Annotated in this window: 18 protein-coding genes; 15 read left to right on the top strand and 3 right to left on the bottom strand. The window is 63.8% G+C overall.

Annotated features, from left to right (window positions below; all coding sequences use genetic code 11):
• Positions 1–220 precede the first annotated feature (220 nt).
• Positions 221–457, top strand: a complete 237-nt coding sequence (locus SO139_RS00540; protein ID WP_449379544.1) for a hypothetical protein — start codon at positions 221–223, stop codon at positions 455–457.
• A gap of 206 nt (positions 458–663) precedes the next feature.
• Positions 664–1395, top strand: a complete 732-nt coding sequence (locus tag SO139_RS00545) for a cytochrome c biogenesis CcdA family protein (protein WP_498539508.1) — start codon at positions 664–666, stop codon at positions 1393–1395.
• 59 nt (positions 1396–1454) lie between these two features.
• Here the strand turns inward: SO139_RS00545 and SO139_RS00550 are convergent, their stop codons facing one another.
• Entirely contained in the window at positions 1455–2912 is a 1458-nt protein-coding gene (locus SO139_RS00550; RefSeq protein WP_498539572.1) for a sensor histidine kinase, read from the bottom strand.
• Between the two features lie 327 nt (positions 2913–3239).
• Here SO139_RS00550 and SO139_RS00555 point away from each other — a divergent pair, with 327 nt between their 5' ends.
• The gene (locus tag SO139_RS00555) at positions 3240–3473 is read left to right on the top strand and encodes a hypothetical protein (RefSeq protein WP_449379503.1); all 234 of its coding nucleotides are present in this window, start codon (positions 3240–3242) and stop codon (positions 3471–3473) included.
• A gap of 357 nt (positions 3474–3830) precedes the next feature.
• Entirely contained in the window at positions 3831–5573 is a 1743-nt protein-coding gene (locus SO139_RS00560; RefSeq protein ID WP_498539509.1) for a SulP family inorganic anion transporter, read from the top strand.
• Between the two features lie 27 nt (positions 5574–5600).
• Here SO139_RS00560 and SO139_RS00565 read toward each other — a convergent pair whose 3' ends face one another.
• Complete coding sequence (locus SO139_RS00565) at positions 5601–6875, bottom strand: serine hydrolase domain-containing protein (protein WP_449379501.1); 1275 nt, start codon at positions 6873–6875, stop codon at positions 5601–5603.
• Between the two features lie 162 nt (positions 6876–7037).
• On the opposite strand from SO139_RS00565, the gene SO139_RS00570 reads away from it, so the two are divergent.
• The 11 genes from SO139_RS00570 to SO139_RS00620 all read left to right on the top strand — a co-directional run bounded on the left by SO139_RS00570 (position 7038) and on the right by SO139_RS00620 (position 21881).
• Positions 7038–7955: an intradiol ring-cleavage dioxygenase gene (locus SO139_RS00570; RefSeq protein ID WP_498539510.1), complete on the top strand. Its 918-nt coding sequence runs from the start codon at positions 7038–7040 to the stop codon at positions 7953–7955.
• A 345-nt stretch (positions 7956–8300) separates the two neighbouring features.
• Positions 8301–9617 (top strand): CmpA/NrtA family ABC transporter substrate-binding protein, encoded by a 1317-nt coding sequence (locus SO139_RS00575; protein WP_498539511.1) that lies wholly within the window; start codon positions 8301–8303, stop codon positions 9615–9617.
• A gap of 59 nt (positions 9618–9676) precedes the next feature.
• On the top strand, positions 9677–10576 hold the full coding sequence (gene ntrB, locus SO139_RS00580) for a nitrate ABC transporter permease (protein ID WP_498539512.1): 900 nt from the start codon (positions 9677–9679) through the stop codon (positions 10574–10576).
• Between the two features lie 13 nt (positions 10577–10589).
• The gene (locus SO139_RS00585; RefSeq protein WP_449379497.1) at positions 10590–11384 is read left to right on the top strand and encodes an ABC transporter ATP-binding protein; all 795 of its coding nucleotides are present in this window, start codon (positions 10590–10592) and stop codon (positions 11382–11384) included.
• A 339-nt stretch (positions 11385–11723) separates the two neighbouring features.
• A complete protein-coding gene (locus SO139_RS00590; protein WP_449379496.1) occupies positions 11724–13127 on the top strand; it encodes an MFS transporter in 1404 nt (467 codons plus the stop codon).
• A 204-nt stretch (positions 13128–13331) separates the two neighbouring features.
• Positions 13332–13760 carry a globin family protein gene (locus SO139_RS00595; RefSeq protein WP_498539513.1) on the top strand — a complete coding sequence of 143 codons (429 nt, stop codon included), beginning with the start codon at positions 13332–13334 and terminating at the stop codon, positions 13758–13760.
• A 9-nt stretch (positions 13761–13769) separates the two neighbouring features.
• A complete protein-coding gene (locus tag SO139_RS00600) occupies positions 13770–14987 on the top strand; it encodes an NAD(P)/FAD-dependent oxidoreductase (RefSeq protein ID WP_498539514.1) in 1218 nt (405 codons plus the stop codon).
• Between the two features lie 14 nt (positions 14988–15001).
• Entirely contained in the window at positions 15002–17707 is a 2706-nt protein-coding gene (locus SO139_RS00605; RefSeq protein WP_498539515.1) for a nitrate reductase, read from the top strand.
• A gap of 263 nt (positions 17708–17970) precedes the next feature.
• Positions 17971–19803 carry a heavy metal translocating P-type ATPase gene (locus tag SO139_RS00610; protein WP_498539516.1) on the top strand — a complete coding sequence of 611 codons (1833 nt, stop codon included), beginning with the start codon at positions 17971–17973 and terminating at the stop codon, positions 19801–19803.
• Between the two features lie 109 nt (positions 19804–19912).
• Entirely contained in the window at positions 19913–20752 is an 840-nt protein-coding gene (locus SO139_RS00615; RefSeq protein ID WP_449379491.1) for an aldo/keto reductase, read from the top strand.
• Positions 20753–20939: 187 nt separating this feature from the next.
• Complete coding sequence (locus tag SO139_RS00620) at positions 20940–21881, top strand: DMT family transporter (protein ID WP_498539573.1); 942 nt, start codon at positions 20940–20942, stop codon at positions 21879–21881.
• 285 nt (positions 21882–22166) lie between these two features.
• Here SO139_RS00620 and SO139_RS00625 read toward each other — a convergent pair whose 3' ends face one another.
• Positions 22167–23564, bottom strand: a complete 1398-nt coding sequence (locus SO139_RS00625; protein WP_498539517.1) for a TAXI family TRAP transporter solute-binding subunit — start codon at positions 23562–23564, stop codon at positions 22167–22169.
• Positions 23565–23567 lie beyond the last annotated feature (3 nt).

Raw genomic sequence — 23567 nt, forward strand, 5'->3', positions numbered from 1 at the left:
ATCATGCTGACGCGCCGTGCTCGGGCGATCACGCAACGCTTTTCTTGCAATGGAACTGCGATTTTCGAGCCTGGACGCGCTGAAATCGTGTTCGAAGGCTTGGATTCGTCGTGCTATCTTCGCGCGCAACTACGGGCCGCGGGGATCGTTGCCATTCATTCTCACAGGTTGACCTAACGAAAGAACTCCGGTGTCGCATTCAGATGAACAATTGCAGTCGGTGCTCGAAACGCTCGAGGAGTGCCGTCGGGTTCTCGGTGAGAACCAGGTCCGCGAGACGGTCGAGTTGCTCTCGATCGCCATCCTCGATCTGCGCATGAAACTCAAAGGCGTCGACAATGCCGAGCTTCGGGCGTTGTGCGACGAAATGCTGCGGGGCGCTGCCAGCGAATCCGCCTCCCGTTCCAAGCAGACGCAGGACCAGCCCCGGCGTCCGCTGCTCCGCGTGGTGAAATAACCGCGCCGCCCTCTCTCGCATCCGCGAGATTTGTGAGCGTCCCGATGCCGCATCTGTGATCACAGGCGGCATCGGGAGGAGCCTTGGTTTCCAGCGCCTCTGTTGCGCATTGCCCTGCATCGGCTACACCAAGGGCCAGTTAGGCCCAAATTCCGGCGCGCTCCCCGTGCGCGCGGTGCGGGCCTTGAGATGGCCCCGACTGCATCATGCAAAATGTTTCTATCACGGCGGCGCTGCTTGCCGGCCTCGTCAGCTTCCTCTCGCCCTGCGTCCTGCCCCTGGTTCCGCCCTATCTGATCTATCTGACCGGTGCCACGATCGAGCACGTCGAGAGCGACGAGCAGCCGTCTACCTCCAGGCGCGCGGTCATGATGTCGGCGCTGCTGTTCGTGCTTGGCTTCTCGACCATCTTCATTGCGTTGGGTGCCAGCGCCTCGCTGATCGGCAGCGTGATCCGCGCCTGGTCGGCCGAGCTCTCGATTCTCGCCGGCGTCGTCATCATCGTGATGGGCCTACACTTCCTCGGTTTGACGCGCATCAACCTGTTGATGCGGGAAGGGCGGCTGCCGATCCCCAAGCCGGTCGGTCTGTGGGGCGCCTATATCATGGGGCTTGCCTTCGCTTTCGGCTGGACGCCGTGCATCGGGCCGATCCTTGCGGCCATCCTCTCGATCGCCGCGGCGGAGGCCACGGTGACCAAGGGGGCTGGCCTGCTCGCGGTCTATTCCGCCGGGCTCGGCATTCCGTTCCTGATTGCAGCGCTACTGATCGAGCAGTTCTCGGCGCTGTTCGCGCGCATGAAGGGCCACCTCGTCAATGTCGAGCGGGCCATGGGCGTGCTCATGGTGATCACCGGCATTTTCTTTCTCACGGGCGCGATCAGCAACATCAGCATCTGGCTGCTCGAGACCTTTCCGGTGCTCCAGTCGATCGGTTAGGACCGGTCAAGGCCTGAGGCCGGACAACAAGAATATCGGATGCAAAGCAGGCCCATTCGCTACCGCGGCTCGTCCAGCGCGCAGCTGATTGTGTAGACGACGCCGGGTGGCAGGAAATCCACGGTCGCTTCGCCGCCGAGCTGATCGCGCGCGCTGCGCTCGATCAGGCGGGAGCCGAAGCCACGTTGCACAGGCGCGGTCACCGGCGGTCCGCCGCTCTCGGCCCAGATCAGCCGCAGCCGCGGCTTGGGCGCAGCCGCGGTGACCTCCCAGTCCAGTGTCACCATCCCGGTCTCGTTGGATAGCGCGCCGTATTTGGCGGCGTTGGTTGCCATCTCGTGCACGATCATCGACAGCACGACGGCGAGGCGCGGCGACAGCGGCACCGCTGGTCCGTTCATCCGGATCCGGTCTGGATTGCTCAGCAGGAACGGGTCCAGTGCGCGGGCAACGACGTCCTTCAGGTCCGAGCCCTGCCACTTCTCCTGGCTGAGCAGATTGTGCGCTTCCGCGAGCGCGCCGAGGCGCCCCTCGAACTTGGTGCGCTCGTCGCGGCTTGCGCTGCGGAACGACTGCACAGCGATCGCCTGCATCAAGGCGAGGGTATTCTTGACGCGATGGTTGAGCTCTTCGATCAGCAGATCGTGCAGCATCTCGCCGCGCGCGATGGTGGCGGCCATCCGCAAGGCGAAGGCAAGCCCGGTCAGGAGGAGCACGCCGCCGATCAGGCTCGTGATCGCGATGTTGCGCCAGAGCGGCGCGACCAGCGAGCTCTCGGCGACGCCGGCAGCAACCGTCCAGCCTGTCAGCCGCGACCGCGTATAGGCAGCACTGAGCGGAATATTGTCGAGCGAGACCGCCGACAAGGACGCCTCGCCCTTGCGGAACATCTCGTCATAGAGCGAGGACGTGGCGCGCTTGCCGAACGTGTCGCCCGGGTTGGGCGCGCGTGCGAATACGATGCCCTTGCTGTCCAGCAGCGATACCGTCCAGTGCTCATCGGGCCGTTGCTTTTCGACCAGCGTCTGGAAGATATCGAGCGGTGGGCTGAAGGTGAGGGCGTAGATCACTTCGCCATCGCGCAACACGGGGACCTCGACGGTCACGACCTGGCGCTGCTTGATCGCGCCGAGGAACAGGTCGGAATATTGCGGCAGCTTGGTTGCGAAGACCTTCTCCACGATCTCGGTGTTGTTGCGGGGCGGCAGGCCGGCCGTGTCCTCCGTCACCGACGAGAACAACAGATGCCCCTTGCGGTCGGAGACCAGCACGACGCCGTCCTTGCCGTACTGCTCGAGAAAACCCGAGACGATGCGGCGAAAGCTCAGGAAGTCACCGCCGCGCAGCGCGTTGGTCAGCGCCAGCACCTGCAAGCCCCCGGTCATCCGCTGCACCTCGGCATCGAGCACCAGGCGGATGCTGCGTACCGTTTCCAGCACGCGGCGGTTCGCGTCGCTACGGTCCTGAGCGTAGTTATAAAAAACGATGCCGACGGCGAAGACGATCAAGGGCAGCATCGTCCCCATGACGAGGAGCGCGAGCCGTACGGGCAGAGTGAACTTTGACAACGCGGGCGCCCTGGTTCCGGCGCGACGCCGCCGGATCAAGCAAGAGCATACGGGCAGCCTCCGCGTTGCGCCACGGGTTTTCCGGTTTGTCGGAAAATCCCGGTCGAGCGATTTTGCGCTGCATTCCGTGTCCGCATCGGGGTGAGTTTCGCGCCGCTGCTGTCGCTCGCTGCGAGCAATGATCCCTCGGGAACATCGGCGAAGGAACGATCTGCCATTTTTTCCCGTTGTCGAATTGCCGAAACCAGCAGGTTCGACAATTGGAGGAGAGGAACAATGAAACTGAGAATCGCAACCGCGGCGGTGATGATCGCCGCCTTCGCCACGCCAGCGTTCGCTGTCGACGAGTTCTACGTCGTCCAGGACGTCAAGACGAAGAAATGCACCGTCGTCGACAGGAAGCCGACGGAATCGTCGATGACCGTCGTCGGCCCGGCCGGCACCATCTACAAGTCGCGCACCGAGGCCGAGGCTGGCATGAAGACCGTCAAGGTCTGCACGTCGAACTGAGGGAGGTCATCATGCCACCAGTCTTCATTCTCTGGGCCGTGCCCGCTGTTCTCGTGATCGGTGGCGGCATTTATCTGATTGGTCACATGCACTGAGGCCGCCACGTCAGGGCCGCGGCGAGAATTCGCCGAGGCCCGTTTCGTGTGACCGTGCAATTCTGCACGTTGCTCTCGGCATTGGCGGCGCGGTGGATGGCGCGTCGGTTTTGCACTGCATTCTGCCTCGCTCGCGTGACACTGCGCCACTGTTCAGCTTGCCAAGGGCGTATTAGCCTACGCTGGATTCCAGCCGCGCCGATCTCGGCCAGCGCATCAAGCGCGGTCAACGAGCCCTGCTCGGGCTTGGGGGTGATCGTCGATGAAGCATTGGATCCACTGGTTGCCGGGGCTCGACACTCTTCGTCGATATGAGGCTGCGTGGCTTCCGCACGATATCTTCGCCGGGATCGTCCTGGCGACAATGCTGGTCCCGGTCGGAATTGCCTACGCGGCGGCATCGGGGTTGCCTGGCATCTATGGTCTGTACGCAACGATCGTGCCGCTGTTGGTCTATGCGTTGTTCGGCCCAAGCCGTATTCTCGTCCTCGGTCCGGACTCTGCTCTGGCAGGGGTCATCCTCGGCGTTGTCGCTCCGTTGTCCGGTGGTGATCCGCTGCGGGCCGCGACGCTCGCCGGCATGATGGCGATCGTTTCGGGGGTGGTGTGCATTCTGGCGGGTGTCGCGCGCCTGGGCTTTGTGACCGAGCTTCTCTCCAAGCCAATACGCTACGGTTACATGAATGGAATCGCGTTGACCGTATTGATCAGCCAGCTGCCGAAGCTCATGGGCTTCTCGATTGAGAGCGAAGGACCCCTTAGAAGCTTGCTCGCGATCGTCGGCGCAATCCGCGATGGGCGGACAAACTGGGTCGCGTTCGGGATCGGGCTCGGCACCTTGATCGTGATCCTGCTTCTCAAGAACAACAAGCGGCTCCCAGGCATTCTGATAGCGGTCCTTGGCGCGACGGTTGTCGTCGGCGCGCTGGGCCTCGCGGCGCCTTATGACGTGAAGGTCCTGGGTCCCCTTCCTCAGGGGCTGCCTGGATTTGTCGTTCCCTGGATCAGCTACGGCGACATGGTCCCCGTGCTGGTCGGCGGGTGTGCGATAGCGCTGATATCATTCGCGGATACCAGCGTGCTTTCACGGGCCTATGCCGCACGATTGGGGACGCGGGTCGATCCCAACCAGGAGTTGGTCGGCCTCGGCGTCGCCAATCTGGCGACCGGCTTTTTTCAGGGATTCTCGATCAGCAGCAGCAGTTCGCGTACACCCGTTGCGGAAGCGGCCGGCGCGCGCACCCAACTCACCAGCGTCGTTGGCGCGCTTGCCATCGTTGCGCTCTTGCTAGCGGCGCCAAACCTTCTTCAGCATTTGCCGAGCGCTGCATTGGCTGCCGTGGTCATCACCTCGGCGATCGGCTTGATCGAGGTCGCCGACCTGAAACGAATCTATCGCATTCAGCGGTGGGAGTTCTGGTTGGCGATCGTCTGCTTTGTCGGTGTTGCAGTGCTCGGAGTGATTCCAGGAATAGGGCTGGCAATCGCCATCGCCATCGCCGAGTTCCTCTGGGACGGTTGGCGCCCGCATTCCGCCGTATTGGGTCGCGCCCACGGCGTCAAAGGCTATCACGACATCACAAGATATCCGGATGCACGCCGAATCCCAGGGCTGGTCCTGTTTCGGTGGGACGCGCCTCTGTTCTTTGCCAACGCCGAATTCTTCAAGGAACGCATTCGGGATGCCGTAGCAACATCGCCGACGCCCGTGCGCTGGCTGGTGGTTGCGGCAGAGCCGGTCACGAGCGTCGACGTCACGGCCTGTGATGTGGTCGCTGAACTCGATGAAGCGCTGCACGCGCAGGGGATTGAGCTGTGCTTTGCCGAGCTCAAGGACCCCGTGAAGGACAAGCTGAAGCGATTTGGCTTGTTCGCGCAGCTAGGCGAGAAATACTTCTTTCCAACGATCGGAGTTGCCGTTTCTCGTTATCTCGAGATCAATGATGTGGCGTGGGACGACTGGGAGGACCAGGCCGAGGTTGGCACGAACGGGCCTCCGCGTTGAAGCGTCGAGGCCCGTCCCGTGGTGGGCTTATAGATTGCTCTCGGTGATCGCGGCATAGACCATGCTACGCAGCTCACGCCGGATCGGGTAGGCGCTCGACGGCAGCACCTGCGTCATGAAGATCGTGATCAGCTCCTCGGCCGGATCGATCCAGAACGAGGTCGTCGCAGCGCCGCCCCAATTGTACTCGCCGGAACTGCCGGCGATCAGCGTCTCTGCCGGCCGCATGGTCACGGCGAAGCCGAGGCCGAAGCCGATGCCATTGTAGGTCGCCTCAGAGAACAGCGAGCGGGAAACGTCGGGTAGAGTGCGGCCGCCCGGAATGTGGTTGGTCGTCATGAGCGCAAGCGTCTTCGGCCCGATCAATCTGACACCGCCGAGTTCGCCGCCATTGAGCAGCGCGCGGCAGAACGTGAGATAGTCGGCAACGGTTGAGCACAGACCGCCGCCGCCGGAGATGAAATCTGGCGGCGCCAGGAACGAGCTCGTCATCGGGTCGTCCTGGAGCGTCAGGCCCTGGCGGCGCTGGCCGGCATGGAAGGTCATGCCGCCCTGCGGATCGGCGGAATAGCAGGCTGCGAAGCGATGCGCTTTGGAGGCGGGCACGTGGAAATCGGTGTCGGTCATGCCGAGCGGGTCGAGGATGCGCTGTTTCAGGAATTGCTCGAAGGGAACACCAGAGATCTTGCCAATGAGATAGCCGATCACGTCGGTGGAGACGGAGTAGTTCCAGGCGTCTCCAGGCGAGAACTCCAGCGGGATCTTGGTCAGCCCCTCGATCATGGTCTGCAGCGTGCCGGCCTTCTCGACCTCGCCGATCTTCTGCTCGCGATAGGCCGCATCGACATTGGAGCGCTGCTGGAAGCCGTAGGTCAGGCCCGAGGTGTGCCGCAGGAGGTCGACGATCTGCATTGGTCGTGACGGCGGCCGGGTCAGGAACGCAGGGTTCGTGCCGGCGACGAACACGCCGAGGTCCTTCCACTCCGGAATGAATTTGGCGACGGGTTCGTCGATCGCGACGAGGCCTTCCTCGACCAGCATCATGAAGGCGACGCTGGTGAGCGGCTTGGTCATGGAATAGATGCGGTAGATGGTGTCGTCCTTGACCGGCACTTCGCGCTCGATGTCGGCGAGGCCCAGCACCGAGCGGTGGGCGATCTTGCCGCGGCGATAGACCAGGAGCTGCGTTCCCGGGAAGCGGCCGGCATCGATATACCGGTTCTTCAGATGCGCATCGACGCGGTCGAGCGCGGCCTGGGACATGCCGACGGATTCGGGCGAGGCAGGGGTAGGGGCGAGCATCGGGAATGTTCCTCCGGAGTGTTCTTGTGAGGAGGTGATAGCCGAAATGAGGACCCCATTCCAAGCCGGTCGCGCTTAACGCCGCATGCCCGGCTGGTGTAGGCTTCGCAGCGGAACGCCGTCAGGCCAAACAACGAGAAAATCGGACAGCGGGAAAGAGAAATGACCCAGTTCAACGAGACCGAGCTTACCGAGGCCGTCATCAAGAGCTTCGACAACACGCCCAATCCGCGTGCAAGGTTCCTGCTCCAGGAATTGGTGAAGTCGCTGCACGATTACGTGAGCAAGACCGGCCTCACCTTCGAGGAATGGGACTATGCGATCGACTTCCTGACCCGCACCGGCCAGAAGTGCACAGATACCCGCCAGGAGTTCATCCTGCTTTCCGACGTGCTCGGTGTCTCCATGCTGGTCGATGCGGTGAACCACCGCGACCGCGACGGCGCCACAGAGACGACCGTGCTCGGTCCCTTCTATGTCGGCGAACACAAGGTGGCCGCGCACGGCACCGACATCTCGCCGCATAACCTGACCGGCGAGAAGATGTTCGTGCGGAGCCGTGTCACGGATCTCAGCGGCAAGCCGCTTGCAAACGTTCCGGTCGACGTCTGGCACGCCGACGACGACGGCTTCTACGATTCCCAGAAGCCGAACTACGATGAGATCGGCGCCTCGGCGCGGGCGCGCTTCATCACCGATTCCGACGGCCGCTTCTTCTTCCGCACCATTCTGCCCTGCAGTTATCCGATCCCGACCGACGGCCCGGTGGGCGAGATGATCGTGCAGACCAACCGCCACCCGATGCGTCCCGCGCACGTCCACTTCCTCGTTAATGCGAAGGGCTATGAGCCCCTGATCACTCACGTCTTCATTGGTGGCGACAAATATCTCGACTCCGACGTGGTGTTTGGGGTCAAGGACGAGTTGATCGCCAAGGTCGAGAAGCGCACCGATCCGGCCATGCCCGATGGCGGTAAGGCGGCCGGGCCCTGGCACCTGATGACTTATGAATTCCACCTCAAGCCGGGCGACGGTCTGGCTCCCAAGCCGCTCGGGGTGAAGGCCGCGGAGCACGCTTGAGAACGGCCTCATCCAGAGCCTGCCTAGTTTATATGCGGCGCGCAAAAACCGGGCAGGTCGCAAATTCCGCGTGCGGAACAGCGGGCTGCGACAATCTGTTCCGGCCCTTTAACATGCTGATTTATAAATAAGATTCGCCGCATCTGGCTTGGCATAAAGCTTGAATAGTTAGTGCCGACGCCATTGATGCCGTCCCGCGAGACTATTCATCCGAATTTGCTGACGCCACCAGACGGGGGTCCCTCCCGCCATGCGTTCGCATGCGTCAATGGCGGCGCCACCGGACGACGGGCTCGTGTGCACTGACGCACCACTTCTGCAACGACGCAAAGGACGACACGACCTATGACCAAGCGCATCCGCCGCCCCTCCGACAGCGGCCTCAGCCGCCGTCAATTGTTGAAGGCGACCGGCAGCACCGCCGCACTTCTCGCCGCCGCCAAGCTGAATTTCCCTGCCGGTGCGTTCGCGCAAGATGTAGGTCCCGAGGTCAAAGGCGCCAAGCTCGGCTTCATCGCGCTGACTGATGCGACCCCGCTGTTCGTTGCCAAGGAGAAAGGCATCTTCGCCAAATACGGCATGCCCGACGTCGAGGTGCAGAAGCAGGCCTCCTGGGGCACGACGCGTGACAACCTGGTGCTCGGCTCCGAAGGCAACGGCATCGACGGCGCGCACATTCTCACTCCGATGCCGTATCTGATCTCCGCCGGCAAGGTGACGCAGAACAATCAGCCGACGCCGATGTACATCCTGGCACGGCTCAATCTGAATGGTCAGTGCATCTCGGTCGCCAAGGAATATGCCGACATCAAGGTTGGAATCGACACTGCGCCGTTCAAGGTCGCGCTGGATAAGAAGAAGGCCTCGGGCAAGGCCGTGAAGGCCGCGATGACCTTCCCCGGCGGCACGCATGACCTCTGGATCCGCTATTGGCTCGCCGCCGGCGGCATCGATCCCGACAAGGACATCGAAACCATCGTCGTGCCGCCCCCGCAGATGGTCGCCAACATGAAGGTCGGTACCATGGATTGCTTCTGCGTTTGCGAGCCCTGGAATCTCCAGCTCATCCATCAGGAGATCGGCTACACCGCGATCACCACCGGCGAACTCTGGGACAAGCATCCCGAAAAGTCGTTCGGCATGCGCGCGGCCTTCGTCGACAAATATCCGAGAGCGACGAAAGCGCTGCTGATGGCGGTGATGGAAGCCCAGCAATGGGCGGAAAAGGCCGAGAACCGCGAGGAAGCAGCGACGATCTGCGCCAAGCGCCAATGGATCAATTGCCCGGTCGAGGACGTCACCGACCGCATGAAGGGCAAGTTCGACTACGGCACCGGCCGCATCGTCGAGAACTCGCCGCAGCAGATGCGCTTCTGGAAGGACAATGCCTCCTATCCGTTCCAGAGTCACGATCTGTGGTTCCTTACCGAGGATATCCGCTGGGGCAAGTACGAGCCTGGCTTCGACACCAAGGCGCTGATCGCCAAGGTCAACCGCGAGGACCTCTGGAAAGACGCGGCCAAGACGCTCGGCGTGGCCAGTTCCGACATCCCGGCTTCCACCTCGCGCGGTAAGGAGACCTTCTTCGACGGCAAGGTGTTCGATCCCGAAAACCCGGCTGCCTATCTGAAGTCGCTCGCGATCAAGCGCGTCGAAGTCTGATAGGTCCCGCGGCCGCCCATGGGCGGCCGCATTGTCATTGCAGCCGGAGAAGAATTTCGATGAACATGCCTGTGAAGAAGATCGGCGCTGAAGGTGTTGCGCCTTCCGCTGGCGCCACCGCGCCGGTCGTCGCGATGACACCGAAGCGACCGCCGCTGGCCGAGACGTATGCGCGGATGGCAAAGGAGACTGCGGTCCGCGTCATCCCGCCGCTCGTCGTGCTGGCGCTGTTGATGCTTGTCTGGGAGCTCATCTGCCGCCGCGCCGGCTCGACGCTGCCACCACCGTCAAGAGTGTTCAAGGATACGAAGGAGCTGATCCTCGATCCGTTCTTCGATCATGGCGGCATCGACAAGGGCCTGTTCTGGCATCTCTCCGCCAGTCTCCAGCGCGTCGCCTATGGCTATTTGATCGCGGCCATCGTCGGAATCGCGCTCGGCACGCTCGTCGGGCAATCGGTCTGGGCGATGCGCGGGCTCGACCCGCTGTTCCAGGTCCTTCGCACCATCCCGCCGCTGGCTTGGCTGCCGCTTTCGCTCGCCGCCTTCCGCGACGGCCAGCCTTCGGCGATCTTCGTCATCTTCATCACCTCGGTATGGCCGATCATCATCAACACCGCTGTCGGCATCCGCAACATTCCGCAGGACTACCGCAACGTCGCGGCCGTCGTGCAGCTCAATCCGCTGGAGTTCTTCGGCAAGATCATGATCCCGGCGGCCGCGCCCTACATCTTCACCGGCCTGCGCATCGGCATCGGTCTCTCCTGGCTCGCCATCGTCGCGGCCGAGATGCTGATCGGCGGCGTCGGCGTCGGCTTCTTCATCTGGGACGCCTGGAACTCCTCGCATATCAGCGAGATCATCCTGGCGCTGTTCTATGTCGGCATCATCGGCTTCGTGCTCGATCGCCTGATCGCGGGCCTCGGCAGGTTCGTCACCCACGGCACCGCGCAGAACTGAAGGAGAGGGGCACATGACCGCCTATCTGAAGCTCGATCACATCGACAAGATCTTTACCCGCGGTGCGGCCACGACCGAGGTGCTGAAGGACATCAACCTCACCATCGAGAAGGGCGAATACGTCTCGATCATCGGCCACTCCGGCTGCGGCAAGTCGACCCTGCTCAATATCGTAGCAGGTCTGACGGGCGCCTCGACGGGCGGCGTGCTGCTTGAGAACCGCGAGGTCAACTCGCCCGGCCCCGATCGCGCCGTGGTGTTCCAGAACCACAGTCTGCTGCCCTGGCTGACCGTGTTCGAGAACGTCAAGCTTGGCGTCGACAAGGTATTTGCCAGAACCAAGACGCGGGCCGAGCGCGAGGCCTGGGTGATGCACAATCTCAACCTCGTGCAGATGGCCCATGCCAAGGACAAGCGTCCGTCGGAAATCTCAGGTGGCATGAAGCAGCGCGTCGGCATTGCCCGCGCGCTCGCGATGGAGCCGAAGGTGCTTCTGCTCGACGAACCCTTCGGCGCGCTCGACGCGCTGACCCGGGCGCATTTGCAGGACTCGGTGATGGCGCTGCACCAGAAGCTCGGCAACACCATTCTGATGATCACCCACGACGTCGACGAGGCCGTGCTGTTGTCCGACCGCATCGTGATGATGACCAACGGGCCGAGTGCGCGCATCGGCGAAGTGCTGGATGTGCCGCTCTCCCGTCCCCGCAAGCGGCTCGAGCTTGCGTCGAATGCCGCTTACTTGAAGTGCCGCCAGCGCGTGCTCGAATTCCTCTACGAGCGTCATCGCTTCGTCGAAGCCGCGTAGACGGGTGGTTAACGCGAGGATGTGCCGCGCCTAAATAATCGACACCCCGCTCAATCCTTGTGCGCCGCACAAGGATTGAGCGAATCGCAAAATATGCGTGCGAAAAAGTCCTACGAAAATTTCGGACCGTTCAAATAAGTCACTGAAATCCCTGTACTTCCCGGTCGCGCGCAGTTGGCATGGAATTTGAAATGTCATTTTGCGACGCCAACGACGACGTCCCTCAACATCATCAATCAGCATCGTGAACTCGCCACCGGGGAGAAGCCTCGGAGCGTGCCTCCATGCCTGGAGGCTAAGCCTGCAACGACGCAGCGGTGAGCCTAGAAGGGATTATCAATGACGACGAATCCGAATGGAAATCCGGCTTCAAGTCCGACCTGGATTTCAGACTGGCGCCCCGAGGACGAGGCGTTCTGGAATGCGACTGGCAAGACTATCGCGCGACGCAACCTGATCTGGTCGATCGTGGCCGAGCATATCGGCTTCTCGGTCTGGCTGATCTGGAGCATCGTCACCACCAAGCTGCCGCAGGCAGGCTTCCACTTCACGACCGACCAGCTCTTCCAGCTTGTCGCCGTGCCGGGCCTGATCGGCGCCTTGATGCGCTTCCCCTACACCTTTGCGGTCACGACCTTTGGCGGCCGCAACTGGACCATCTTCAGCGCGGCGATCCTATTCATCCCGACGCTGTCGCTCGCTTATTTCGTGAGCCAGCCCGACACGCCGTTCTGGCTGATGCTGCTCGTTGCGTCGACCGCAGGCCTCGGCGGCGGCAATTTCGCCTCCAGCATGACCAACATCTCTTTCTTCTTCCCAGACCGGATGAAGGGATCCGCGCTCGGTCTCAACGCTGCCGGCGGCAATATCGGCGTCTCCAGCGTGCAGCTCCTGACGCCCATCCTGATGACGCTCGGTGTCATCAACCTGTTCCAGGCGACGCCCGTCGACGGCATCTTCCTGCAGAACGCCGGGTTGATGTGGGTGCTGCCGATCGCGATCGCCGTATTCGGCGCTGTGTTCTTCATGAACAACCTGGCCTCGGCCAAGTCGTCGGTGAAGAACCAGCTCGCGATCGTCAAGCGCAAGCACACCTGGATCATGGCCTACCTCTATATCGGGACCTTCGGCTCCTTCATCGGCTACTCGGCAGCGTTTCCGCTGCTGATCAAGACCCAGTTCCCGCAAATCACGATCGCGATCGCCTTCCTGGGTCCGTTGGTCGGCTCGCTGTCGCGGCCTCTCGGCGGGTGGCTTGCCGACAAGGTCGGCGGCTCCATCATCACCTTCTGGAACTTCATCGCGATGGCGGCCGCCACGATCGGCGTCCTCTATTTCGTTGGCCAGAAGGACTTCATCGGTTTCCTGGCGATGTTCCTGATCCTGTTCGTCACGACGGGCATCGGCAACGGCTCGACCTACCGGATGATCCCCTCGATCTTCCGTGAGGAAAATCTGTTCAAGGTGCGCGGCAAGGGCGATGCAGCGCGCGCGCTGGCGCTGAAGACGGCAAGCATCGAGAGCGGCGCGGCGGTTGGCTTCATCGGCGCGATCGGCGCTGTCGGCGGCTATCTGATCCCGACCGGTTTTGGCAAGTCGATCGCGCTGACTGGCGGGCCGCAGCTCGCGCTGGCGATCTACCTTGTCTTCTACGCCTCCTGCCTCGGGCTGACCTGGTGGTTCTACCTGCGTCGCGGCCCGCAGGCCGAAGGCGCGGCGAGCCTCGCCGAAGCGCGCGTGTAGAGCATGATCCGGACCCGGAGGGCCGCGTTAGCGCAAAGTGTGCAGCGGTTTTTCCGCGAAGATCATGCTCAAGAGATAGAGACTTGGTACGAATCTCGCTTCTCCCCGTACGCGGGGAGAAGCTTTGCCGGAGAGTGTGACCCATGAACCTTATCCGCAATGGCGCGGACAAAGGCAGACTTCAAACCAGCAAGGAGACCAACGATGACGCCCGAACAGATCAACCTCGTCCAGCAGAGCTTCGCCAAGGTCGCTCCGATTTCGGACGCGGCTGCGATGCTGTTCTACGACCGCCTGTTCGAGGTCGCGCCATCGGTGAAGGCGATGTTTCCTGCTGACATGACCGAACAGCGCAAGAAGCTGATGGCGACGCTTGCCGTCGTCGTGAACGGTCTGACCAATCTCGACTCGATCCTGCCGGCCGCATCCGCGCTGGCGCAACGTCACGTCGCTTACGGCGCGAAGCCCGAACATTACCCGGTCGTGGGCTCGACCCTGTTGTGGACGCTGGAGAAGGGGCTGGGCGACGCCTGGACGCCAGATGTCGCCGCCGCCTGGACCGCGGCCTACGGCGTGTTGTCGAACTTCATGATTTCCGAGGCCTATGGCGCGCGGCCGCAGGCCGCAGAATAGGAGAGCAAAGTGAGTGAGCCACTCGTCATCGTCGGTAACGGTATGGCCGCCGCGCGTCTGGTCGATGAACTCGCCAAGACCGCGCTCGGCCGTTACGCAGTCGCTGTGATCGGCGAAGAGCCGCGGCTCGCCTACAACCGCGTGCTGCTCTCGTCCGTGCTTGCGGGCGAGACCGGCTCCCACGAGATCGAGCTCAGGCCCGCCGACTGGTGGCGCCAGCGCGGCGTGACCGTCCGCTACGGCTATCGCGTCACCGAGATCGATGTCGGTCGTCGCGAGCTGAAGATCGCGGGCGAGGAGAGCATGGAATATTCCAAGCTCGTCCTCGCCACCGGCTCGACGCCGCTGCGGTTGAACGTGCCGGGCGCCGACCTCACGGGCGTCCACACTTTTCGCGACAGCCGCGACGTCGATCTGCTCTTGACGCTCGCAGCAGCCAAGAAGCGCGTCGTCGTGGTCGGTGGCGGCTTGCTCGGACTGGAAGCTGCCTATGGTCTTGCGAAAGCCGGCGCGCCGGTGACGCTGCTGCATCTCATGGATCGCCTGATGGAGCGCCAGCTCGATCTGCCTGCGGCCGAGTTGCTCAAGACGCTGGTCGAGCGCAAGGGCATCAATGTCGTTCTGAATGCGCGCACCAAATGCATTCATGGCGACGGCCACGTCGAGGCCGTCGAGCTTGCCGACGGCAGCCGCATCGAAGCCGATGCCGTGATCTTTGCGGCGGGCATCCGGCCGAACGTCGCGATCGCGAAGGAGGCAGGGCTTGCCGTCAACCGCGGCATCGTCGTGAACGATTGCCTCCAGACCAGCGAGTCCGACATCTTCGCGCTCGGTGAATGCGCCGAGCATCGCGGCACGGCTTACGGGCTGGTCGAGCCGGCCTATGAGCAGGCACGCGTGCTGGCGCGGCATCTTGCCGGCAAGAGTGCCACCTATCAGGGCAGCGTGGTCTCGACCAATCTGAAAGTATCAGGCGTCAGCGTGTTCTCGGCCGGCGATTTCGTCGGCGGCGAGGGCAGCGAGAGCCTCGTGCTCTCCGATCGCAGGCGCGGCACCTACAAGAAGCTGGTCATCGCCGACGGCAGACTCACCGGCGCCGTGCTGATCGGCGATACCGTGGACGCGCTCTGGTATCTCGAACTGATCCGCAATCGCGAGAAGGTCGCCGCGATCCGTACCGACATGATGTTCGGCCGCGCACTCGCGCTTCCGCCCAAAGCCGCTTGATGGATGTCGCCTGAATGACTGCGATCGATCCGACGCTCCGCGCCACCAGAACGACCTGTCCCTATTGCGGCGTCGGCTGCGGCGTGCTGGCGACGCCCGACGGCAATGGTGGCGCTGCGATCGCCGGCGACCCCGAGCATCCCGCCAATTTCGGCCGGCTCTGCTCCAAGGGCTCGGCGCTCGGCGAGACCGTCGGACTCGAGGGACGTCTGCTCTATCCGATGATCCGCTGCAAAGGCGTGATGGAGCGTGTCGCCTGGAGCGACGCGCTCGACCATGTCGCCCATCGCATGCAGCATATCGTGGCGCGTGACGGCGCGGATGCTGTCGCTTTCTATCTCTCAGGCCAGTTGCTGACGGAGGACTACTACGTCGCCAACAAGCTGATGAAGGGGTTCGTCGGCACGGCGAATGTCGACACCAATTCGCGGCTCTGCATGTCGTCGTCGGTCGCCGGTCATCGCCGCGCCTTCGGCGCCGACACCGTGCCCGGCTGCTACGAGGATCTCGACCAGGCCGACTTGCTCGTGCTGGTCGGCTCCAACGCGGCCTGGTGCCATCCGATCCTGTTCCAGCGCATGCGCAAGAACAAGGATGAGCGCGGCGCCCGCATCATCGTGATCGATCCGCGCCGCACCGATACTGCAAGCGACATAGACCTGTTCCTGGGCGTGAAGCCGGGCACCGACACCGCGCTGTTCTCCGGCCTGTTCGTCCATCTCGCAGACAACGGCGCTCTCGACAAGGGCTACATCGCGAACAACACGTCGGGCTTCGACGATGCGCTCGCGCGTGCGCGGAGCATCGCCGGCAGCGTGACCGCGACGGCGCTCGCGACCGGACTGTCGGAGCAGGACGTCGCGGCGTTCTTTGCGATGTTCCGTGAGACCGAGCGCGTCGTCACGCTGTACTCGCAGGGCGTCAACCAGTCGGCGCAGGGCACCGACAAGGTCAATGCCATCCTCAATTGCCATCTCGCCACGGGCCGCATCGGCAAGCCAGGGGCTTCGCCGTTCTCGCTCACGGGACAACCCAATGCGATGGGTGGCCGCGAGGTCGGTGGGCTCGCCAACCAGCTCGCCGCGCACATGATGTTCACTCCGCCCGAGATCGACCGCGTGCGGCGGTTCTGGAAGGCGCCGCGCATCGCCACCCACGAGGGGCTCAAGGCGGTGCAGTTGTTCGAGGCGATCAACCGCGGCGAGGTCAAGGCGCTGTGGGTGATGGGCACCAATCCGGCGGTGTCGCTGCCGGATGCCGATCTCGTGCGCGATGCGCTGAAGAAGCTCGAGCTGTTCGTGGTCTCGGAGAACGTGCTTTCCAACGACACGGTGGAGGCGGGGCCGCATGTGCTGTTGCCCGCGCTCGCATGGGGCGAGAAGTCGGGCACGGTGACAAATTCCGAGCGCCGTATCTCGCGGCAGCGTTCGTTCCTGCCGGCGCCGGGCGAGGCGCGGCCTGACTGGTGGATTCTGAGCGAGGTCGCAAAGCGCCTCGGCTTCAGTGCGGGCTTCAACTACAAATCGGCCGCCGAGATCTTCCGCGAGCATGCCGCGCTCTCGGCGTTCGAGAACAATGGCAGCCGGGATTTCGACATCGGCGCGCTGCAATCGGTATCCGACGAGGCCTATGATGCGCTGGTGCCGCTGCAATGGCCGGCGCGCGAGGGGCAGGAGGGACCTGGCGCGCGCTTCTTTGCGGGCGGCGGCTTCTTCACCAATGACGGCAAGGGCCGTTTCGTTGCGCCGGAGGTACCGGCGCTGCGCAGCGAGACCAATGCGGCGCGACCGCTGCGGCTGAACACGGGTCGCATCCGCGACCAGTGGCACACCATGACCCGTACCGGCCTCAGCCAGCGGCTCGGGGCGCATCTGCCAGAGCCGTTCGTCGAGATTCATCCTGATGATGCCGGCAAATACGGCGTCACCGACGACAGCTTTGCCCGCGTCACCACCGATTACGGGCAGTGCATCCTCAAAGTCGTGGTCAGCGAGCGCCAGCAGCGCGGCACGCTGTTCGCGCCGATCCACTGGAGCGCGATGAACGCCTCGCATGGCCGCATCGGCGCGCTGGTGCAGTCGTTCAACGATCCGTTCTCGGGGCAGCCGGAAGCCAAGGCAACCCCGGCCGCGATAGCGCCGTACGAATACGTCTTCCGCGGCTTTGTTCTGTCGCGAAAAGCACTCGCGCTGCCGCCGCATCTGTGGTGGGCGCGTGTCGCGATCGGCGGTGGCTACGGCTATCTCTTCGCCGACAATGCGGATCTGTCCCGCTGGCCGACCTGGCTGCACGATATTGGAGGCGAGGATATTGCCGAGTACCGCGATTTCGGCGGCGGCGTCTACCGCGCGGCGTCTTTCGTCGGCGATCGCATCGAGGCCTGCCTGTTCATTGGCCCTGCCCATGATGCCGGCGATTGGGAGGTGGTGAAGAGCCTGTTCGCGGCAGGCAGTGTCAGCGACGAACAGCGCCGCCTGTTGCTCTCGGGCAAATCGACCGAAGGTGTCGCCTCGACCGGTCCCGTGGTCTGCGCCTGCTTCGGCGTCGGCCGCGCCACCATCTGTGACACCATCGCCGCCGGCGCGCGCAGCGCGGGCGAGATCGGCGCAAAACTCAAGGCCGGCACCAATTGCGGCTCCTGCATTCCCGAGCTCAAGCGGCTGATTGCGGAGACGGGCGGGGCTGCGAAGGAGGCAAAGTTCGCCGGCGCGGCGGGCTAGCGCCACACTTCCTGCGTCATCCCCCGGCTTGCCGCCTTCGCTGAAGCTTCGGCGAGCCGAGGCCGCGAGCCTCGTCGAAGCCTTGGCGGAGACGGGACCGGCGATCCAGCACTCCAAGACGTCCGAGACAAATCGACAGGCCGCGGCATAGTTGATGCCCCCACCTGCGCGGGGCACGACAGTGTCGGGTTGATCTAAATCATCGCCTCTTCGCGCACTCGCTGTCATCATCACTGCCGCGCAACTCGCCCGGCGTTTTTTCCGTGTCCGACGTTCCCATTCGGCCCTTCCTGATCGGCTTTCCCGCCGCGGGACTCGTGCTCGGCTTTGTGCTGCGCGCATCCGGGGCTTCGGCGTGGGTTGATCTGGTCTGGGCGATTGCGACGCTGCCGGTATTGCTTGCGCTCCTGGTCGAGATCGTGCGGAGCCTGTGGCGCGGCGATGTCGGGCTCGATATCGTGGCTGCACTTTCGATGACGTCGGCGCTGGTGGTCGGTGAGGAGCTTGCGGCCGCCGTGGTCGCGCTGATGTATGCCGGCGGGCAACACCTCGAGGACTTTGCCGAGGGCCAAGCGCGGCGCGAGATGACGGCGCTGCTCGCGCGCGCCCCGCGCAAGGCGATGCGTCATCGCGACCATCGGCTCGAGGAGATCGACGTCGAGCTCGTCGCGACAGGCGACCGTCTGCTGATCCGCCAGGGCGAGATCGTGCCGGTCGACGGCACGCTCGCAAGCCCGCTCGCCGTGCTCGACCAGTCTGCGCTGACGGGGGAATCGCTGCCGGTCCAGTGCAGGGACGGCGAAGCGGTGATGAGCGGAGCCACCAATGCCGGCGAAGCCTTCGACATCATCGCCACCCGTCCGGCGGCGCAAAGCACCTATGCGGGTATCGTCCGCCTGGTCGAGGCGGCGCAGCGCGCCAGGGCGCCGATGGCGAGGCTCGCCGATCGCTATGCGATCGTGTTTTTGGTCGCAACGCTCACGATCGCGGGTGCGGCCTGGGCCTGGACGCAGGATCCGATCCGCATGGTGGCGGTGCTGGTGGTGGCGACGCCCTGCCCGCTGATCCTCGCGGTGCCGGTTGCCATCGTCGCTGGCCTGTCGCGCGCGGCCCATTACGGCATCTTGATCAAGGGCGGCAAGGCGCTCGAGGCGATGGCTCGCATCCGCGTCCTCGTGGTCGACAAGACCGGCACGCTCACCGATGGCAAGGCGAGGGTGGTTGCAGTCCATGCCGCGGAAGCATTTCGTGAGGATGACGTGCTGCGGATCGCCGCATCGCTCGATCAAGCCTCCAAGCATGTCATCGCGCAGGCGCTGGTGGCCGAGGCGCAGCGCCGCGGGCTTCCACTGTCGATTCCGGCCGATGTCGCGGAGACGCCCGGCGAAGGCGTCGAGGGACGCGTGCAGGGCAGCTTCGTCGCCGCCGGCGGTCGTCGCTATGTGCGATCGCAACTGCCGGATCCGATCCAGGGCACGACTGAGCCCGCGTTGACAGCGCCGGGAGCGGTCGCCGTGTGGCTGGCGCTTGACGGCCGGCTTGCCGGACGGATCGTGCTCGCCGACGAGCTGCGCGCCGGCATCGACGAGCTCCTTGCCAAGGTGCGGCGCCTCGGCGTTGAACGCATCGTGCTCGCGACCGGCGACCGCCGCGACGTAGCCGAGGCCATCACGGCCGGTCTCGGCCTCGATGCGGTTCGCGCCGAGTTGACGCCGGACCAAAAAGTCATGGTGGTGCTGTCAGAGCGCAAAGCCGGTCCGGTGATGATGGTGGGCGATGGCGTCAACGACGCCCCGGCACTCGCGGCCGCCGATGTCGGCGTCGCCATGGGTGCGACGGGTGCCGCCGCGTCGGCGGAAGCAGCCGACGCCGTGCTGCTGGTCGACACGCTCGACCGCATCGTGCCCGCGATCGAGATCGCGCGCCGCGCACGTTTCATCGCGCTTCAGAGCGTTATTGCCGGCATCGGCCTGTCGACGCTCGGCATGATCGCGGCTGCCTTCGGCTACCTGACGCCAGTCGAGGGCGCGATCCTGCAGGAGGTGATCGACGTCGCCGTGATCCTGAATGCGCTGCGCGTGCTGCGCGACCGGTGAGCTATGCTCGTCTCCGACGGAGGCGCGGGCCAATCGACGCTTCGAACATTGTCGCCTATGCTGTCACGCGGCGAGAGAAAGCACTCAGATCTCGCCCGTGGAGAAATACATGAACACAAAACCCTTCGGCCACACCGGCGCCAGCGTCTCCGTCATCGGACAGGGCACCTGGTATCTCGATCATGGCGACCGCAAGCGCGCGATTGCCGCGCTTCAGCGCGGGCTTGATCTAGGGATGACGCATATCGACACCGCCGAGATGTACGGCGAGGCGGAACTCGTGATTGCCGATGCGATCGCTGGCCGCAGGGACGAGGTTTTCCTGGTCTCGAAGGTGTTGCCGAGCAACGCCTCGCGCCGCGGCACCATCACCGCTTGCGAGCGCTCGCTCAAGCGGCTGAAGACGGACCGGCTCGACTGCTATTTGCTGCACTGGCGTGGCTCCTATGCGCTGGAGGACACTGTTGCTGCCTTCGAGGAGCTGGTGAAGGCTGGCAAGATCAAATCCTGGGGCGTGTCCAATTTCGACGCTGACGATCTCGACGACATCCTCGACGTTGCCGGCGAAGGCAAGATCGCCTGCAATCAGGTGCTGTACCATCTCAAGGAGCGTGCAATCGAGCACGCGGTGATCCCGTGGTGCGAGCGGCACGGTGTTGCGGTGGTGGCCTATTCGCCGTTCGGCCATGACGATTTTCCCGCAGCGACGAGCAAGGGAGGTGCGGTGCTCGCGCGCATCGCAGAGGCGCACAGCGCGACGCCGCGTCAGGTGGCGCTCAGCTTTCTCACCCGTGCAACTACGGTGTTCGCGATCCCGAAGGCGTCATCCGCCGAGCATGCTGGCGAAAATGCGGCGAGCGGCGATCTCGTGTTGACCATGGACGATGTTACCGCGCTGGATGCGGCGTTTCCGCGCGGCAGCAAGCCACGCAGCCTGCCGATGCTGTAATGCAAGAAAGCGCCCCTTGTTAATGGAGCGTTTACGCACGTGCCCACCAGTGCATATCGGCATCCTGTTTTCGGGCGTTGTGAACCACGCGCAATTGGCGTTTTTATAGGTTCATACGATTCGCATTTCCCGAGTTCCAGCCGTGACCCCGCCGCCAGCCGCAGCCGCAAGGCTCGACAGTATTTCCGTGCCTGTGCCAGAAAGGAAGCAGGCCGCACGCCGCGCACCCGCGCGCGTCGACCATCCCTTCAAGGGCATTGCGCTGGTCCTGTTGTCGACCGTATTTCTCGGCTGCTCAGACGTCACCGCGAAATATCTTTCGACGAGCCTGCCGTCGATCGAGATCACCTGGATCCGCTTCCTGACCTTCGCACTGATGTTCACGCCGGTGATGCTGCCGGCCTCGCCGCTCTATGCGATGCGTACCGAGCGGCTCGGCCTTCAGTTGATGCGCGGTGCGGCGCTGCTCGGCTCGTCACTGTTCTTCATTACCGGCCTGCGTTTCCTCCCGATCGCGGAGGCCTCCGCCACCGGCTTCGTCTCGCCACTGTTCGTCACGGCGCTCTCGATCATCTTCCTGAGTGAGAAGGTCGGCCTGCGCCGCTGGCTCGCAACTGCGCTCGGCCTCGTCGGCGTTACGATCATTTTGCGGCCCGGCTCAAGCGCATTTCACGTCGCCGCGTTCTTCCCGATCGTCTCGGCGTTTTGCTGGGCGGCTGCGCTGATCCTGACGCGCATGATCAGCGGGCGGGAAGCTGTCCTCACCACGATGGCCTATTCCGCGCTCACGGGCGTTGCCCTCCTGACCGCGATGGTGCCGTTCGTCTGGGTCACGCCGAGCTGGACTGCCATCGGGCTCGGTATCTTCATCGGCATCGCCTCCACGGTTGGCCAGTGGATCATCGTGCTCGCCTATCGCTATGGCGATGCTTCGGTGCTGGCGCCGTTCTCCTACACGCAATTGCTGTGGGTCAGCATTTTGGGCTTCTTCATCTTCGGCGAGTTGCCGGACGTCTGGACCATCACGGGCGCGGCGTTCATCGTCGCGAGCGGCCTCTATATCGCCCATCGCGAGCGTGTCCGCCGGGCCCAGCTCTTGATGCGCGAGGAGCGTTCGCCGAACGCCTGACGCAATCTGAAGGGCTGGCTTTGTGCTATCAACGGCTCCGACAAGAATGGGAGGAGCCGGGTACGGGCTGCATGGAGAGCGACAAGAGCGAGCCGATGCTCGGCATCATGAGAGAGCTCAACGTCCAATAAGTCCTCGGCTACACGCCAGAGGAGTTCGCCTATTCGCTACGCCTGATCGCGGAGGGCGAGGTGGAGGCGGCCGCGATGGTGACGGCCAAGGTCGGCATCGACGGCGTGGCCAAAGCCTTCGCCGATCTCGCCAATCCCGAGGCGCAAACCAAGATCATCGTGGAGCCGTGGAGGTAGCGGCGAGCTGAAGCGCGGGGCCATCGAGCTTTGCAGGTCCCTCGGCCCTATCGCTGATTAGGGCTCGGCGATCGATGATCGCCTGATGGAATTGCGCCAGCACGAGCCCGAAGGCGGCGAGATCGCCGTCTTCAATGGCGCCGTCCTCGTGGCAGATCAGCGTCTCGCGCAGAATGTCGTCCGCGGCGCGTTGCATGGCCGCAAGTTCATCGAGGGACGAAGCCTCGCGCACGCTCACGATCGCGCCGAGCAAGCGGTCACGGTGCAGCGTGTTCAGCTTGCGCTCATCGCGCCGCAGGTAATGACGCAGCCACGCGGCCACCGAGCCGAGGCCGGAGAGGATCAGCACCGCGCCCCAGATGTAGTCGCTGTACTTGTCCATGAAGCTGCGCTCGTTGCCGTCGATATAGGCGGCTGCACCGGGATGGGCTGGCAGCGCGGCGTCCTTATCGGTGTCCGGCTTCTGGATGTGGCTGACGCTGGGCAACTCCTTCGCGAGCGACGGCCGGATCGTGAACAGCTCGCGGGTGAAGGTTGCAACGGTGTCCTCGGAGAGCGAGCTCGGCGCCACGATCAGGTGGTTGACGGCGATGGTGTCAATCTTGTCGTCGGGCCGTTGCGGTGACGAAGCGAACGCGCCAGCCGGTATTTCCTCGGATTCATAGAGCGGATGCCGTTCGGCGATCGCGTCGGAAACGTCGACGCCGAGGAATTTTGGCTCGCCGCGCGCCCGCGCCGTTGCGGCGATCGTGTCCGCGATCACTTTCGCATCGAGCGCGCCGACCATCATGAATGCGTCGAGCGTGGTGTCCTGCGTCATTTCGGAGATGTGGTCGGTACCGAACTGTACCACCGTCACCTTCTGCGGATTGACGCCGGATTCTGCCAGGATCACGCGCAGCAGGATGATGTTGGCATCGCCGAGGCCCACGACACCGATGCGACGACCGCTAAGGCCTGCGATCTCGGTCACCTTTGATTTCGCCGCGCCCTTGCGGCCCGTCGGCGCCCACAGCACCACGAAGTTTCGGCGCAGGATCGCCACCGAGTTGGTGTCGGGCGGCATGTCGAGGTCGCCGCGCGCTACCGCAAGATCGCTCTTGCCGCCGCCAAGCAGGTTGAGGCTTTGCAACGCGCCGTCCGTCTCGATCGGCGCCAGCCGCACGGCGCCACCCTTCGCATCGAAGGCCCTCGCGAGTGCCTGTATCACCGTCTGGTCGTCGCTGCCGGGCGGCCCGACGGCGATGCGCAAGCTCGCCGGCTGCCAAGCCCAATAGGCAACGGCGAGAACCACCGTCACCGCCGAAAGGATGCTCGCGAGCAGCAGCCACGGGCCGGAGCGATTGCGGCGACGAAGCAAGGTCTCACTAGTCACGCT

The organism is Bradyrhizobium sp. UFLA05-89, assembly GCF_059803475.1.